The sequence below is a fragment of the Pseudomonas fontis genome (assembly GCF_028656955.1).
Lineage (GTDB): Bacteria > Pseudomonadota > Gammaproteobacteria > Pseudomonadales > Pseudomonadaceae > Aquipseudomonas > Aquipseudomonas fontis.
Genome location: NZ_JAMDGY010000024.1, coordinates 17,188 through 32,956 on the forward strand (window position 1 = coordinate 17,188; position 15,769 = coordinate 32,956).

Genomic DNA, 15,769 nt, shown 5'->3' on the forward strand with positions numbered 1-15,769 from the left:
CCGGTAGCAGGCATTACATATTTGGATAGTTGGGGCCGCCTGCGCCTTCCGGGGCGACCCAGGTGATGTTTTGCGCCGGGTCCTTGATGTCGCACGTCTTGCAGTGCACGCAGTTCTGCGCGTTGATCTGAAACAGCCTGCTGGCATCTTCACGCGTGACGATTTCATAGACCCCAGCCGGGCAGTAACGCTGTGCCGGCTCATCGTACAGCGGCAGGTTCTGGCTGATCGGTAGCTCGGGGTCGGTCAATTGCAAATGGCAGGGTTGGTCCTCGGCATGGTTGGTGTTGGAGAGGAACACCGAGCTCAATTTGTCGAAGCTGAGTTTGCCATCGGGCCTCGGGTAGTCGATCTTGCGGCTGAGCGCGGCAGGCTTCATGCGGGCATGGTCGGGCACGCGGTCGTGCAGGGTGAAGGGCAGTTTTCCGGAAAAGATGTTCTGGTCGACAAAGTTGAAGGCGGGGCCGAACAGGGCACCGAACTTGTGCATCGCCGGGCCGAAGTTACGGTCGCGGTAGAGTTCGTCATACAGCCAGCTCTGCTTGAAAAGCTCGACATAGGCGTCCAGTTCATCACCGCCCTGGCGGCCTTCGGCCAGGGCCAGGATGACCGCCTCGGCAGCCAGCATGCCGGACTTCATCGCGGTGTGGTTGCCCTTGATCTTGGAAAAGCTCAGGGTGCCCAACTCACAGCCGATCAGGGCGCCACCGGGGAAGGTCATTTTCGGTAGCGAGTTCAAGCCGCCTTTGCACAGGGCTCGGGCACCATAGGCCAAGCGTGTTCCACCCTCTAGGTACTGGCTGATTTTCGGGTGGTGCTTGACGCGCTGGAACTCATCGAAGGGAGAAAGGTACGGGTTGGCGTAGGAGAGGTCGACGATCATGCCCACCACGACCTGGTTGTCCTCCAGGTGATAGAGGAAGCATCCGCCGGTGTTCTGGTTGCCGAGCACATCCAGTGGCCAACCACCGGTATGAATCACCAGGCCGGGCTGGTGGCGGTGCGGTTCGACTTCCCAGAGTTCCTTGATGCCAATACCGTAGTGCTGGACGTCGGACGCGGCGTCGAGCTGGTAGCGACTGATCAATTGCTTGCCAATGTGGCCACGGCAGCCTTCGGCAAACAACGTGTACTTGGCGCGCAACTCGATGCCTGGTGTGTAGGCATCCTTTGGCACGCCCTGGTGATCCACGCCCAGGTCACCGGTGAGCACACCGTACACCGCACCCTGGTCGTTGATCAGCGCATGCTGTGCGGCGAAGCCCGGGTAGATCTCGACCCCGAGGGCTTCTGCCTGCTGGGCTAGCCAGCGGCACACGTTGCCCATTGAAACGATGTAGTTGCCGTCATTGTGCATGGAGCTTGGCACAAACAGGCCGGGGACTTTTACCGCAGCGCCCGGGCTGGTCAGCATGTAGATGTCGTCACGGGTCACGGCAGTGTGCAGGGGGGCGCCCAGCTCGCGCCAATTGGGGAACAGCTCAGCCAGTGCGCGGGTTTCCAGCACGGCCCCGGAAAGAATGTGCGCACCTACCTCGGAACCTTTCTCGACCACGCAGACGCTGACGTCCTGTCCCGTCTCGGCGGCCTGCTGCTTCAGCCGGCATGCCGCTGACAAACCCGCAGGGCCTGCTCCGACAATGACGACATCAAACTCCATATATTCTCGTTCCATCGAGAGTCCTCTTGTATCCGGCTAATGTTTTTATGGGTATGGACATCGGGAGGTAGTGGGTTGAACCGCGATGCATTGCGCAACCCCGCCCGATAACAGAGACGTGTAGCGACTTCCTGGCCAATGGCTCTGTCAACGGCCACTTTGCGGGATTGGGATCCATATGGGAAGCCGTCAGGCGAGAGTGTAGAACCCTAGCAGAGGGTGCTGGGCCGGTATTGCAGGGCTTCCGCCAGGTGCTGGCGGCCGATGCCCTGGGACTGTTCAAGGTCGGCCAGGGTTCGCGCCACCTTGAGCAGGCGGTGGGCGGCGCGCAATGACAGCGTCAGTCGCTCGCAGGCGGCTTCCAGCCAGTGCGCATCGGCTGTGGACAAGTGGCAATGCGTGCGTAAACCGGGCAGGTCGAGAAAGGCATTGGCACACCCCTGGCGCTGTTGCTGGATGTCGCGTGCGGCGGCCACCTGTGCGGCGATCGTGGCGCTGCTTTCGCCGTGGTTGCTGTCAGTCGACAACGCGGTGGCTTCACGGGCGACCGTGAGGTGCAGGTCGATGCGGTCCAGCAGCGGCCCGGAGAGTTTGTTGCGATAACGCTGGATCTGCTCCGGGCTGCAACGGCAGCGGCCGGTTGGGTCGCCGAGATAGCCACAGGGGCAGGGGTTCATCGCCGCCACCAACTGGAAGCGCGCCGGAAAGCGGATCTTGTCCTTGGCCCGGGCGATGACGATCTCGCCCGACTCCAGCGGCTCGCGCAGCACCTCCAGCACCCGGCGCTCAAACTCGGGCAGTTCGTCGAGGAACAACACCCCGTGATGGGCCAGGGTAATCTCGCCGGGCTGCGGGCGACTGCCACCACCAACCAAGGCGGCGCCCGACGCCGAGTGGTGCGGGTGACGAAACGGTCGCTGTGGCCAACTGTTCAACGGCACCGGGCTGGCGACCGATTGAATGGCCGCCACCTCCAGGGCCTCGCGCTCATCCAGTGGTGGCAGCAGGCCGGGCAATCGGCTGGCCAGCAGGGTCTTGCCGGTGCCCGGCGGGCCACTGAACAGCAGGTTGTGCGCACCGGCTGCGGCGACCAGCAGGGCCCGCTTGGCGGCGAGCTGGCCCTGAACTTCGCTGAGGTCCGGGTAGGGGTGACTTTGCAGCAGCAGCCCGTTGGCCTTGTAGGGACTGAGTGGTTGCTGGCCATTCAGGTGGCCGACCAGCTCCAGCAGGTGTTCGACGGCATAGACGATCAGGCCGGAGGCGAGGCAGGCCTCCTCGGCGTTTTCCCTGGGCACTACCAATGCCCGGCCGGCTTCGCGTGCGGCCAGGGCGGCGGGTAGCACGCCTTGCACCGGGCGCAAGGCACCGGACAGGGCCAACTCGCCCAGGCACTCCATGTCCTGCAGGGACGCGGGCGACATCTGCCCGTTGGCCGCGAGAATGCCCAAGGCAATCGCCAGGTCGAAACGGCCGCCATCCTTGGGCAGGTCGGCAGGTGCCAGGTTGAGGGTGATGCGCCGGGCCGGGAACTCCAGGCCGGAGTTGAGGATCGCGCTGCGTACCCGGTCTTTGCTTTCCTTGACCGCGGCTTCAGGCAGGCCGACCAGGGTCAGCGCAGGCAGGCCGTTGGCCAAATGGGCTTCAACGATGACCGGCGGGGCCAGCACGCCCACCTGGGCGCGGCTGTGGACAAGGGCGAGGGACATGAACGCTCCATGATCGATGCGGGGCCGCGTCCTGCGGCTTTGCAAGGATAGTGGGGCGTGGGGAGGATACCCGCGCAAGAGTGAGTCCAACTATTGCCAGGTGCCGGAAGCACCTTTGCGTGTTGGCCTTACTCGGCCACTGGCGGATTCAACCGCGCTTCCATCTCTTCAACTTTCGCCTCCAGCGCTTCGAGCCGTGCGCGGGTGCGGGCCAGCACGACCATCTGGCTGTCGAACTCTTCCCGGCTGACCAGCTCCAGCTTGCTGAAACCACTTTGCAGCAGGGCCTTGAACTGGCTTTCCAGTTCGTTGCGCGGCTGCGCCGTGTCGCTGCTGAACAGGCGCGAGGCCTGGTCGCTCAGGGCATCAAGAAAAGCTTTGGGCGCGAGCATGAGTGTCCATCCGGTAACTGCAAATGAGGCCGGCAGTGTACCACGCAGCTTTTACCGGCTTTTACTGCACGCTTTTCGCGCATGCGCCCGAATGCTCGCGCACCGTTGTTGTGCAGGCCTTGCCTGCTGGCGACTGGCCAAGATCGGGCAAGCAGCGCAAGTCGTTGTAAATCCTGTGTTTGTCAGAGATGGCAAGGTTTCTGCTAAGACCAGAGTGACCCATGCACTGATGCAGTCACCGTGACGAAGCAGTGTGCAGGCACAGCGATGAAGTGTTTCGTCAGGAGCGGTTTCTGGTGTCGGCTTTGGGAGTAAAGGCCGACGAAGCGTTACAAAGCCAGGCACTGCGCTTAGACTTGAGTCGGGTTTGTTTTCCTGGGGCAAGTCCACCAATTCGGGAGAGAGTTTCATGAAGCTAGTCACTGCCATCATCAAGCCGTTCAAGTTGGACGACGTGCGCGAGTCGCTGTCCGAAATCGGCGTGCAGGGCATTACCGTCACTGAAGTCAAAGGCTTCGGTCGGCAGAAAGGTCACACCGAGCTGTATCGCGGTGCGGAGTACGTTGTCGACTTCCTGCCAAAGGTCAAGATCGATGTCGCCATCGACGACAAGGATCTGGATCGGGTCATCGAGGCCATTACCAAGGCGGCCAACACCGGCAAGATCGGTGACGGCAAGATATTCGTGGTGAATCTGGAACAGGCTATTCGCATCCGTACCGGCGAAACCGATACCGACGCGATCTAAAACAAGCCGCCCCAAACCCAACGCCCCAGGAGATAACAACATGACTCTGCGTCAGTTCGCAGGGCTAGGAGCCCTTTTGTCCCTCGTAATGCCCGGCCTCGCCATGGCAGAGGAGGCAGCCCCCGTGCTCAACTCCGGCGACACCGCCTGGATGTTGACCGCCACAGCCCTCGTGCTGTTCATGACCATCCCCGGTCTTGCGCTGTTCTACGGCGGCATGGTGCGGTCCAAGAACATACTCTCGGTAATGATGCAGTGCTTCGCGATCACCGGTCTGATCAGCGTGTTGTGGGTGATCTACGGCTACAGCATGGCGTTCGATACCACCGGTATGGAGCAGGGCGTCGTCAATCTCAATTCCTTCGTCGGCGGCTTCTCCAAGGCCTTCCTCGCCGGTGTCACGCCTGCCAGCCTGACGTCGCCGACCGCGTTGTTCCCTGAGGCGGTGTTCATCACCTTCCAGATGACCTTCGCCATCATCACCCCTGCGTTGATCGTCGGTGCCTTCGCCGAGCGGATGAAGTTCTCCGCCATGCTGATCTTCATGGGCGTGTGGTTCACCCTGGTCTACGCGCCCATCGCCCACATGGTCTGGGCCGGCAACGGCGGCCTGATGTGGGACTGGGGCGTGCTGGACTTTGCTGGCGGCACCGTGGTGCACATCAACGCCGGTGTTGCAGGCCTGGTGGCGTGCCTGGTGCTGGGCAAGCGCAAAGGTTTCCCGACCACCCCGATGGCCCCGCACAACCTCGGTTACACCCTGATGGGCGCAGCCATGCTGTGGATCGGCTGGTTCGGCTTCAATGCCGGCTCCGCCGCTGCCGCCAACGGCACTGCCGGCATGGCCATGCTGGTCACCCAGATCGCCACTGCAGCGGCGGCGCTGGGCTGGATGTTCGCCGAATGGCTGACCCACGGTAAGCCAAGCGCCCTGGGCATCGCCTCGGGTGTGGTCGCCGGCCTGGTGGCCATTACCCCGGCAGCCGGCACAGTCGGCCCGATGGGCGCCCTGGTGATCGGCCTGGTGGCCGGTGTGATCTGCTACTTCTGCGCCACCAGCCTGAAACGCAAGCTGGGCTACGACGACTCGCTGGACGCCTTCGGCGTGCATGGTATCGGCGGTATCGTCGGGGCAATTCTCACTGGTGTGTTCGCAGCCCCTGCACTGGGCGGCTTCGGCACCGTGACCGACATCGGCGCCCAGGTCTGGATTCAGGCCAAGGGTGTGGGCTTCACCGTGATCTACACCGCGATCGTCACCTTCGTGATTCTCAAGGTGCTGGACCTGGTGATGGGCCTGCGGGTGAACGAAGAAGAAGAGTCGGTGGGGCTGGACCTTGCGCAACACAACGAGCGCGGCTACAACCTGTAGCGACCTCGAAAAAAACGTGCCCGGTTCGCCGGGCATTTTTTTGCCTGGGTTTTACCGAATGGGCGCAGCGCAAACGGTTTACCAGCGTTGTTTTTCGCTCGTGCGTGCAGGCTATGCGATGTAGGTCTAAAACTTACAGGCTACAGGGATATTTAGGCACTTTGCTTTTTCACAGAGCACGCTAGAATGCGCGCCGTGGGGTTCGGATCCGGTGTCCGCGCACTTCACCACCCTTTGCTAGGCTTGTCGTTGCACAGGCCTTCCCGGCAGGGTGAGCCGGTTTGGTTCTGCTGGCAGCTCTTTATTCGTCAGCCCTCATGAGGGGCTGCACGGCGCTTGCCAGATCCTCGGCGGGCGCTGCCGGTTCCGGGTAACCCGGAGCCTTTAATTTTCCTGGCGGCTTTAGGTTTCTGTGGCTGCTGGTCTATAACTAATGTGCTTTTCGCAAGTCATGAGGTAGAAACATGAGCGACGACGATCTGGAAACTGATGACCTCGAAGTTGGCGATGACGACGAGGGTGATGAAGGCCTCGAAGCAGCTGCTGCTGATGATGGAGCTGACGACAGTGGCGACGACAGCCCGGTAGCGCCTACTGCCAAAGGCAAGGCCAAAGCTGCGGTCTCGGTAGATGAATTGCCGAGCGTGGAAGCCAAGAACAAAGAGCGTGATGCGCTCGCCAAGGCCATGGAAGAGTTCCTGTCCCGTGGCGGTAAAGTGCAGGAAGTCGAGGCCAATGTGGTCGCCGACCCGCCCAAGAAGCCGGACAACAAGTACGGTAGCCGCCCTATCTGAGTGGCGCCGTCAACAAAAAAGCCCGCCGTCGCTGCGGGCTTTTTTGTGCCTGTGGGATGGTATGGGGGTGTAGCCGCTGCCGTCAGGCTGCGCTCGCCTGCACCGCAGGCGCGGCTTTTGGGCGCCCTACGGGCTCCAGCGCAGCCTGGCGGCAGCGGCTACACCGACAGGCAAGACCGTTGCGTGCGTCAGCGCCAGCGCGCCAGCACCTCAGGCAGTTGCGACAGCCGCTGAATCTCTGCATCCGGCGCGCACTCACCCAGCCATGACTTGCCCTGCGGGTTGAACCAGATCGCCTTCAGGCCGGCCTGCTGGGCCCCGGCGATATCGTCGCCAGGGTGGTCGCCCACATGCACTGCCGCTCCGGCCTCGACCTGGCCTTGGCGCAATGCCTCAAGGAACGGCGCCGGGTCGGGTTTGCCAACCCCCAGGTCTTCCGCGCTCAGGGCAAACTTGAAGTAGTCGGCCAGCCCTAGCCGGCGCACATCGGCATTGCCGTTGGTGACCACGCCCAGGGTGTAGTGGTGGCGCAGAATCTCCAGCACCGGCTGCACCTCGGGGAAGATGTCGATCTGGTGCCGTGCGTGCAGGAACACCTCAAAGCCTTCGTTGGCCAACTCGCGGGCATGTGCCTCGCTGTAGCCGACATCCGCCAGGGCATGGAACAGCACGCGCCGGCGCAACGCGCTGATGCGGTGCTTGAGCCCCGGCTCGGCCTGCACCAGGCGTTCACGAATGCTGTAGAGGTGCTCGACCGGCACCGCGCCCAGGCTTGGCGCATTGGCCGCCAGCCAGTCGCGCAGGACGGCTTCGGCACTGACGATGACCGGCGCGGTGTCCCACAGGGTGTCGTCAAGGTCGAAGGTGATCAGCTGGATGCTCATGAGTCGCTGCCTTTACTGCGTTTGGCCCGTGGGTGCGCGCTGTCGTAGACGGCCGCGAGGTGCTGGAAGTCAAGGTGAGTGTAGATCTGCGTGGTGGCGATGTCGGCATGGCCGAGCATTTCCTGTACCGCGCGCAAGTCCTGGGACGACTCCAGCAGATGGCTGGCGAAGGAGTGCCGGAGCATGTGCGGGTGCAGGTTCTGCCCCAGCTCACGCACCCCGGCCGCCTGGACCCGCAGCTGGATCGCCCGTGGGCCGAGGCGCCGGCCCTGCTTGCTGACGAATACGGCGTTGTCTTGCGGGGCGCTGATGCCGCGCATGGCCAGCCACTGCTCGAGTGCTTCGCGGGCCTTGCGGCCCACCGGCAGCACGCGGGTCTTGCTGCCTTTGCCGTGCACCTGGATCAGCCCGGCGGGCAGGTCGAGCTGGTCAAGGTTCAGGCTGGTCAGCTCTGATAGGCGCAGCCCCGAGCTGTAGAACAGCTCCAGCATGGCCTGGTCGCGGCGGGCGATGAAGTCGTTGTCCACCGCGCCATCGAGCAGTTGCAGGGCGCGGTCGGTGTCGAGGGTCTTGGGCAGCCGACGCTCGCCCTTGGGCGCCGACAGGCCGTTGGCCGGGTCGTGGCTGCACAGGCCTTCGCGGTTGAGGTAGCGATAGAGCCCGCGCACCGCCGAGAGCATCCGTGCCAGGCTACGCGAAGACTGCCCGGCGTGGTGCTGGCGGGCAACGAACTGGCGCAACTGCTGGATTTGCAGGGCGCTCCAGCTGTCGATGCCGTTCTTGGCGCAATACACCAGGACGTTGTCGAGGTCGCGGCGGTAGGCCAGCAGGGTGTGCTCGGACACCTGGCGCTCATTGCGCAGGTGCGCGCAGTAGGCCAGCAGCTGGCCTTCCATCAACGTACCGGGCGCAGGGTGGTGAAGCGCGGGATCACCCGGCCAAGCACTTCGGCGATGTAGCTGAGGAACAGGGTGCCGACCGAACTCTTGTAGTGCTGCGGGTCACGGCTGCCGATGGCCAGCACGCCATGCAGGCCCAGGTAGTCCAGCGGCGCGACGGCGCTGGAGGCGACTTCCTTGCGCTGCTCTTCACCAAACAGGAACGCCAGCTCGTGCTCGCGCAGGCTGCCACTGACGGTCTTGCCGCCGCCGAGCAGGGCGCCGATGGTTTGTTGCGCCTCGGCGGTGTTCACCCAGCGGCCCACCGGGGTGGCGTTTTCGCTGAACAGGATGAGGCTGACGAAAGGCACCTGGAACTCCTGGCGCAGGCTGTCTTCCACGGCCATGACCACGGCCTCGAGGCTGTCGGCATCGAGCAGGTCGAGGATCAGGCGTCGGGTTTTTTCGAACAACCGGTCGTTGTCGCGGGCAACGTCCATCAGGTGCGAGAGGCGATGGCGCATCTCGATGTTGCGCTCGCGCAGCAGCTTGAGCTGGCGCTCCACCAGCGACACGCTGTCGCCGCGCTGGTGGGGAATGTGCATCTCGAGGAGCAGTTCATCGTGCTCGCTGAAGAAGCGTGGGTGGGCACGCAGGTAAGCGGCCACGGCCTCAGCCCCGAGGGCGGGCGTCGAGCCCTCCACGTCGCTGGGCTGTTCGGCTGGCGCCTGGGGCTGATCGGTCATGGCTGATACTCACTCATAGACGAACCTGTCCTTCATACACTCTGACGGCGGGGCCGGTCATCAGCACCGATTTGCCGGGGCCGCCCCACTCGATGGACAGGCGTCCGCCGGGCAGGTCGATGAGCAACGGTGAATCCATCCAGCCCTGGCTGATCGCCGCTACCGCGGCAGCACAGGCGCCGGTTCCGCAGGCCTGGGTTTCCCCGGCACCGCGTTCCCAGACGCGCAACTGCGCGCGATGGCGGTCGATGACTTGCAGGAAGCCGACATTCACTCGCTGCGGGAAGCGCGGGTGGTGTTCGATTTGCGGGCCAAGGTCGTGCACCGGGGCGCTGTTGATGTCGTCGACGCGCAGCACCGCATGGGGGTTGCCCATGGACACTGCGGCCAATTCGACGGTGCGCCCGGCAACTTCCAGCGGGTAGCTCAAGGCCTGGCTCGGCGCCTGGAACGGGATCTCGGCCGGCACCAGCCGCGGCGGGCCCATGTCGACGCTGATCTGCCCGTCACTGCGCACGTCCAGCTCGATGATGCCGCTTTTGGTTTCGACGCGGATGCGCTTCTTCGCGGTCAGGCGCTTGTCCAGCACGAAGCGCGCAAAGCAGCGCGCACCGTTGCCGCACTGCTCGACCTCGGAGCCGTCGGCATTGAAGATCCGGTAGCGGAAATCCACTTCCGGATTGCTCGGGGCCTCGACGATCAGCAGCTGGTCGAAACCGACGCCGGTGTGGCGATCACCCCATTGCTTGGCGTGCTTGGGCAAAATGTGCGCGTGCTGGCTGACCAGGTCGAGGACCATGAAGTCGTTGCCCAACCCATGCATCTTGGTAAAACGCAGCAGCATGGGGTCACTCCGGCAGCAGGCTTTCGCCAGCGAACAGCTCGGCCACGGTTTCGCGACGACGCACTTCGAACGCCTGGTCACCATCGACCAGCACCTCGGCGCAACGGCCGCGGGTGTTGTAGTTCGAACTCATGACAAAACCATAGGCGCCCGCCGAATGGACCGCCAGCAGATCGCCTTCGGCGAGGTTCAGCGTGCGCTCCTTGGCCAGGAAGTCGCCGGTCTCGCAGATCGGGCCGACCACGTCGTAGCTGCGGCCTTCGCCGGCGCGCGGCTGCACGGCGGTAACGTCCATCCAGGCCTGGTACAGGGCCGGGCGGATCAGGTCGTTCATCGCCGCATCGACGATGGCGAAGTCTTTGTGTTCGGTGTGCTTGAGGTATTCGACGCGGGTCAGCAGGACACCGGCGTTGGCCACGATGTAGCGGCCCGGTTCGAACACCAGCGCCAGGTCACGGTCGCCCACACGCTCGCGGATGGCCTTGATGTAGTCGCCGGCCAGAGGTGGCTCTTCGTCGCGATAACGCACGCCGACACCGCCGCCCAGGTCCAGGTGGCGCAGGTGGATGCCGCAATCGCCGAGGCGGTCGATCAGGTCCAGCAGGCGGTCGAGGGCATCGAGGAAGGGCTCCAGGGTGGTCAGTTGCGAGCCGATATGGCAGTCGACACCGACCACTTCCAGGTTCGGCAGCTGTGCCGCGCGGATGTACACCTCTTCGGCTTCGCTGATGGCGATGCCGAACTTGTTCTCTTTGAGACCGGTGGAAATGTACGGGTGGGTGCCGGCATCGACGTCCGGGTTGACCCGCAGCGAGACCGGGGCGCGCAGGCCCATCTCGGCGGCCACCACTTGCAAGCGTTCGAGCTCATCGGTGGACTCGACGTTGAAGCAATGCACGCCGACTTCCAGGGCGCGACGCATGTCTTCGCGGGTCTTGCCGACGCCGGAGAAGACCACGCGATCGGCGCTGCCGCCAGCAGCCAAGACACGCTCCAGCTCACCGCCAGAGACGATGTCGAAGCCTGCGCCCAGGCGGGCCAGCAGGTTCAGCACGCCGAGGTTGGAGTTGGCCTTGACGGCAAAGCACACCAGGTGCGACACGCCCTGCAGGGCATCGGCGTAGCTGCGGTACTGGGCCTCGATGTGCGCCCGTGAGTACACATAGGTCGGCGTGCCGAAGCGTTCGGCGATAGCCGACAGCGCCACGCCTTCCGCGAACAGCTCGCCGTCGCGGTAGTTGAAAGCGTCCATGGGGATCCCTTATTGGTGCTGGTGCGATTGCGACTTTTTGCCGTCCTTGCCGTCTTCAGGCAGGTACAGGGGGCCTTTTTGACCGCAAGCGGAAACAAGGCAGGCAACCGCGACGAGCGCCGCGAGGGAGGAAATCAGGCGCTTCATGGCGAAATCCTTTAATTTAAGCAGTATTTCGCCCGAGTATACCGAGCGCCCGGCGCCTTGCCTATGCAGCCAGCCAGCCGTCGGGCGGGGTGGCCTGTACGGGGCGTTAATCTTTGCATTCGCGGCAAAGCGCTCGTATCTTCCCCGGCTTGCGTGTGAGCAGATATTTTCGAGGTTCTTGCAATGAGTTTGACCGAAGCGCGTTTTCACGACCTGGTCGACGCGACCCAACAGGCACTGGAAGACCTGTTCGACGAGAGCGACTTGGACCTGGACCTGGAGAATTCCGCCGGCGTCCTGACCATCAAGTTCGAGAATGGCAGCCAGCTGATCTTCAGCCGCCAGGAACCGTTGCGCCAGCTGTGGCTGGCCGACAAGTCGGGTGGTTTCCACTTCGACTTCGACGAAGAAAGCAAAAAGTGGACCTGCGAAAAGACCGAGGAACTGCTCGGCGAGATGCTTGAGCGCATCGTCTGGGAGCGAGCCGGCGAAAAGCTGGACTTCGACGAGATCTGATGAGCACTGCGCCCAAACCGGCCAAGCCGCTGTACAGCAATGTCAGCCCGGCGGTGCCGTCGCCGTGCATCAGCCTGTGCCGGCTGGATGAGGCGAAGGTATGCCTGGGTTGTTTTCGCCATGTCGAGGACATTCGCCAGTGGCGGGCGGCGGGCGACCAGCAGCGCCGGCAGATCGTCGAGCAGGCTCTGGTACGCCGCGTGGCAGCGGCCGGCGGCTGATCCGCCTGCGGCGCCCGGCCCCTTGTGTATTTAGCGGGCTGTGGTAGTGTCGAGTGACATCGGCCCTGCCGAAAAACCTGAAAACCCCGCCCTTGGGCGGGGTTTTGCTTTATTCGTCCCGTGAAACAATCCGTCAGCAACAAGGAGTCCGACTGGATCATGAGCACCAAGCCTTCCCTTATCCTCACCCGATTGGACGTACAGCGTCTGGAGCGTCTGATCGACAGCCTCGATGAAAACACGCCGGGTGTGGCGGCGTTGATGGCCGAGCTTGATCGTGCCGAACAGGTTGTCGGCCACGATGAGGTTCCGGCCGGTGTCGTGACCATGAATTCGCGGGTGCACTGCCGCGAGGAAGCCAGCGGCAAGGATTACCACCTGACCCTGGTTTACCCCAAGGATGCCGGCGGCGAAGGCAAGGTATCGATCCTCGCGCCGATTGGCTGCGCGTTGCTGGGCTTGACGGTGGGCGAGCAGATCGACTGGCCGGCGCCGGGCGGCAAGACCCTGAAGCTCAAGCTGCTGGAAGTTGAATACCAGCCGGAAGCGGCAGGGGATTTTGACCTGTAGAGCCGACCGAACGACCAGTGCCAATTTTGTATTTGTAGCCGCTGCCGATAGGCTGCGCTGGAGTCCGTAGGGCTCCCAAAAGCGGCGCCTGCGTTGCAGGCGGGCGCAGCCTGCCGGCAGCGGCTACAGGGTGCAGCCCATCACGCCAACGCCAGCGCCTGGTTCAGCGCCCGCTCCAGGTCCTGCTTGTAGCGCAGGTGCAAGTTACTTGAGCCCAGCCCGTCGGCAAGCAAGTCCGACAGGTCCAGGTCGGTGATATAGCACCGATAACGCTGGGCCTCGCGGCGCTGCCCGATGATCTCGCGGGCGACCATCGCATACAGCTGGTCGCCATGCTCAAGCTCGGAAAACTCCTTCTGGTTGCAATACAGCGTCACCTGCAAGGTGTCCTCGGCGCCCGCCTGGATGATCGCCTGCACCTCGTAATACGGGTTGTCGACGCTGACCCCCGGTGCCTGGCGCGCCTCGACCTGACGCGCACGGCCAGCGCCTGAGGGCAGCAGCTGGTAGTAGAGGATGTCCAGCGAACCCTGGGCCTGCAGGCTGTCCAGCGGCAGCCGCGCATCACGGCGGAACACGATCGATTGCAGGAAGCGTTGCAGCGGCAACAGCAGGCTGATGTCGTCGTGATAGGGCAGGCGCTGCTGCCAGAGCGCATTGAACTCATCCAGCACATACACATCCGCCCAGCTTTCCTGCACCCGGTAGAACACCTGGATGCACTGCGGTTGCGCCTGCGGCAATACCAGCGCCAGGTCGTGGTCCTCCAGCACGTTGCCATCCAGGTGCAACGGGCTGTACTCGACACGCTCCTCGCCCAGGTAGGCGAGCAGGGCGTCCTGGCTGTCCAGGGTAATCAGCTGGGTGCTGCCTTCGAGCAATTCCAGCACATGGGTATGTTGCTGCACCTGGATCAGGTAGCGGCTGTTCAAGCCCTGGCGCAGCAACGCCTCGGCCTGCACGAACACCTCCTCGACACGCTGGGCGATGGCCTGCGCCCGGTTATGGCAGAAGCAGCGCACCCGCAAGCGCGGACGGTGGGCGCCTTTGCCCAGGTTGTTCAGGTAGTCGCGCACACAGCGCAACAGGGCGTGTTCACCGTCGTAGCGCTGTACCTGCACTTCGTTCCAGCTGTTGAGGGTGACCTGGTCCAGGGTCAGTACCAGGTTCTCGCGTACCCCGGCGTAGCTGAGCGAATCGATGCGCTCGGTAGTCATCAGGATGTTCAGGTCGCGGTGATGCTGCAGCGGGTCGACCCCGACGTTCACCAGCAGCAGTATTTCGTCCGCCACGCTCGGTTGCAGCAGGCGCGCCTCGCTGACACTGGCCATCGGCAACGCCACGCTCTGTTGCAGGCTGCCCAGCAGGTTGAACAGCTCATACTCGCTCAGGTCGCTGCTGCCAGGGTGCCGGGCCAGGCGCGTGCTGCTGTCGATAATGCCGTTGCGGTGGGCCCAGGTGAGCAGCTCAAGCAGCTCGCGGCAACGTTTGATCGGCGCGAAATGGTCCCACTCCAGGGCATTCAGGGTGCCGTTGTACAGGCCCCAGTGGGATTGCCCGGGTTCCTTGCGGTTGGCCGAGTGGGCCAGGGTCAGGGTGTCTTCGCCCAGGTCCGGGGCGATCCCCGGGTTGATGAATTCGACCTTGCCGGCGCGGCGCTCGAAGGCGGCATAGAGCCGCCGGCCCAGCACGTTGAGATCACGCTGGTCGATGCGGCTGGCGGCGTTCTGGTTGCGGGCGAACTGGCCAAGGAAGCGGTAGCTGTGGTTGAGCTCGGCGACCAGCGCGCGGCGCTCGACCTCCACCTGGCGCACCTTCCACTGGCTGCGGCTGTCGAGCAGGGCCAGTTGCCGCGCGTCCCAGCCCCAGGCCTGGGCCAGGCGCTCCAGCAGGTCGCGCTGCCAGCTGGTGTAGCGTTGCCGGGACAGCCCGCTGAGCTTCTTGTTGACCTTCAGGTACAGGCTGCGCCGCACCAGTTCCAGGCGCTGCGTTTCGCCACGGGCCTGCAGGTAGTGCTCAATGCGCCGGTAGACCATCACGTATGGGTCCAGCGTGTCGAGGTCAAGCTGGTTGGCAAACACCGCCTGCTTGAACTGCAGGCTCAGGCACTGCACCTGGGGGTGTTCGCTGGCGTAGACCTCGGTCAGCAGCAGCTTGAGTACGGATTTGTAGGGGGACTCGATGCCCTTGAACAGCTGCCAGAGCCCGGCGCCGACGAACTCGCCGGGTGGGATGTGCGACAGGTTGCCCAGGTCGAGCACATCCTCGGCGCGGATGAAGCGCTTGGACAGCAGTGTCTCGGTGTAGCGGGCGTAATTGGCCTCCTCGTACACCGGTACCAGCCACCACAAGGGAGTGCGCCCGGCTAGCCAGATCGCGGTGCGGTAGAACTCGTCGAGCAGCAGGTAGTGCTGGGTGGTGCCGCAGTCGTCGGAGCTGAGTGTGCGCTCGCGCTCACCGCCGACAAAGCGCTGCGGCTCGATCAGGAACAGGTGCACTTCGGCGCCCTGGGTGGCCGCCCAGTTTTCCAGCAATTGGCACTTTTTGCGCAGTTCGGCCAGCTCGCCCTCCGGCAGGTCGGCTGCGTGGCAGACCCACAGGTCCATGTCGCTTTGCTCGGCCTGGGCCAGGGTGCCCAGGCTGCCCATCAGGAACAGCCCGTGGATCGGCTGGGGCGGGTTGCCGCGCTTGGCCTTGTAGGCGAACGAGCGGGTCAGGCGCTGGGCGTCGGCCAGCGCATTGGCGTCTGGCTCGAAGCCGGAGACCCCGGCGGGGGTGGCGCCGGAGACATAACCGGGCAGCAACGGGTGATTGACGTGGAAGAACAGCGGTAGCAGGTTGAGCACGCCTTGCTGGCGTGTGGATAACCCCTCCATGGCCCGCGCCAGACGCCCTTTGTTCAGGCGCAGGAAACGTGCGCGCAGCTGGCTGAGCACCTTGCGGTCGATGCCCTCATCCAGGTCGGGGCGAATTTCGTGGGGGTGGTTCATGACTGACTCAAACCGGCCTTGAGGGGAGCAAGGGCGAGTTTAGCCGCAG

The 15,769-nt window shown here is 63.8% G+C and carries 16 protein-coding genes; 6 read left to right on the forward strand and 10 right to left on the reverse strand.

Annotated elements, in window-relative coordinates:
• Nucleotides 1-13: 13 nt before the first annotated feature.
• The 3 genes from M5G11_RS09510 to M5G11_RS09520 form a co-directional block, all read right to left on the reverse strand.
• Nucleotides 14-1,675 (reverse strand): electron transfer flavoprotein-ubiquinone oxidoreductase, encoded by a 1,662-nt coding sequence (locus M5G11_RS09510; protein WP_273913094.1) that lies wholly within the window; start codon nt 1,673-1,675, stop codon nt 14-16.
• A gap of 194 nt (nt 1,676-1,869) precedes the next feature.
• Nucleotides 1,870-3,366 (reverse strand): YifB family Mg chelatase-like AAA ATPase, encoded by a 1,497-nt coding sequence (locus M5G11_RS09515; RefSeq protein WP_273913095.1) that lies wholly within the window; start codon nt 3,364-3,366, stop codon nt 1,870-1,872.
• A gap of 128 nt (nt 3,367-3,494) precedes the next feature.
• Nucleotides 3,495-3,758, reverse strand: coding sequence for an accessory factor UbiK family protein (locus M5G11_RS09520; RefSeq protein ID WP_273913096.1), 264 nt, complete (start codon nt 3,756-3,758; stop codon nt 3,495-3,497).
• A 409-nt stretch (nt 3,759-4,167) separates the two neighbouring features.
• Here M5G11_RS09520 and glnK point away from each other — a divergent pair, with 409 nt between their 5' ends.
• The 3 genes from glnK (at nt 4,168) to sutA (ending at nt 6,672) form a co-directional block, all read left to right on the forward strand.
• Nucleotides 4,168-4,506: a P-II family nitrogen regulator gene (gene glnK, locus M5G11_RS09525; RefSeq protein WP_002555808.1), complete on the forward strand. Its 339-nt coding sequence runs from the start codon at nt 4,168-4,170 to the stop codon at nt 4,504-4,506.
• Between the two features lie 40 nt (nt 4,507-4,546).
• Entirely contained in the window at nt 4,547-5,878 is a 1,332-nt protein-coding gene (locus M5G11_RS09530) for an ammonium transporter (protein ID WP_273913097.1), read from the forward strand.
• Nucleotides 5,879-6,342: 464 nt separating this feature from the next.
• On the forward strand, nt 6,343-6,672 hold the full coding sequence (gene sutA / locus M5G11_RS09535) for a transcriptional regulator SutA (RefSeq protein ID WP_273913098.1): 330 nt from the start codon (nt 6,343-6,345) through the stop codon (nt 6,670-6,672).
• A gap of 188 nt (nt 6,673-6,860) precedes the next feature.
• Here the strand turns inward: sutA and M5G11_RS09540 are convergent, their stop codons facing one another.
• The 6 genes from M5G11_RS09540 to lptM are packed head-to-tail and all read right to left on the reverse strand — an operon-like array spanning nt 6,861 to nt 11,423.
• Nucleotides 6,861-7,556 carry an HAD family hydrolase gene (locus tag M5G11_RS09540; RefSeq protein WP_273913099.1) on the reverse strand — a complete coding sequence of 232 codons (696 nt, stop codon included), beginning with the start codon at nt 7,554-7,556 and terminating at the stop codon, nt 6,861-6,863.
• Entirely contained in the window at nt 7,553-8,452 is a 900-nt protein-coding gene (xerC, locus tag M5G11_RS09545; protein WP_273913100.1) for a tyrosine recombinase XerC, read from the reverse strand. Before xerC ends, M5G11_RS09540 begins: the two co-directional genes overlap by 4 nt.
• Nucleotides 8,452-9,180 carry a DUF484 family protein gene (locus tag M5G11_RS09550; protein ID WP_273913101.1) on the reverse strand — a complete coding sequence of 243 codons (729 nt, stop codon included), beginning with the start codon at nt 9,178-9,180 and terminating at the stop codon, nt 8,452-8,454. Before M5G11_RS09550 ends, xerC begins: the two co-directional genes overlap by 1 nt.
• Nucleotides 9,181-9,193: 13 nt before the next feature.
• Nucleotides 9,194-10,024, reverse strand: a complete 831-nt coding sequence (gene dapF, locus M5G11_RS09555) for a diaminopimelate epimerase (protein ID WP_273913102.1) — start codon at nt 10,022-10,024, stop codon at nt 9,194-9,196.
• 4 nt (nt 10,025-10,028) lie between these two features.
• Nucleotides 10,029-11,276: a diaminopimelate decarboxylase gene (gene lysA, locus M5G11_RS09560; protein ID WP_273913103.1), complete on the reverse strand. Its 1,248-nt coding sequence runs from the start codon at nt 11,274-11,276 to the stop codon at nt 10,029-10,031.
• Between the two features lie 9 nt (nt 11,277-11,285).
• Nucleotides 11,286-11,423, reverse strand: coding sequence for an LPS translocon maturation chaperone LptM (gene lptM, locus M5G11_RS09565; protein ID WP_095156476.1), 138 nt, complete (start codon nt 11,421-11,423; stop codon nt 11,286-11,288).
• A 183-nt stretch (nt 11,424-11,606) separates the two neighbouring features.
• On the opposite strand from lptM, the gene cyaY reads away from it, so the two are divergent.
• The 3 genes from cyaY to rnk all read left to right on the forward strand — a co-directional run bounded on the left by cyaY (nt 11,607) and on the right by rnk (nt 12,730).
• Nucleotides 11,607-11,939 (forward strand): iron donor protein CyaY, encoded by a 333-nt coding sequence (gene cyaY, locus M5G11_RS09570; RefSeq protein ID WP_273913104.1) that lies wholly within the window; start codon nt 11,607-11,609, stop codon nt 11,937-11,939.
• Complete coding sequence (locus M5G11_RS09575) at nt 11,939-12,160, forward strand: DUF1289 domain-containing protein (protein WP_273925269.1); 222 nt, start codon at nt 11,939-11,941, stop codon at nt 12,158-12,160. Before cyaY ends, M5G11_RS09575 begins: the two co-directional genes overlap by 1 nt.
• A 159-nt stretch (nt 12,161-12,319) precedes the next feature.
• Entirely contained in the window at nt 12,320-12,730 is a 411-nt protein-coding gene (rnk, locus tag M5G11_RS09580) for a nucleoside diphosphate kinase regulator (RefSeq protein WP_273913106.1), read from the forward strand.
• 140 nt (nt 12,731-12,870) lie between these two features.
• Here rnk and M5G11_RS09585 read toward each other — a convergent pair whose 3' ends face one another.
• On the reverse strand, nt 12,871-15,720 hold the full coding sequence (locus M5G11_RS09585) for a class I adenylate cyclase (RefSeq protein ID WP_273913107.1): 2,850 nt from the start codon (nt 15,718-15,720) through the stop codon (nt 12,871-12,873).
• Nucleotides 15,721-15,769 lie beyond the last annotated feature (49 nt).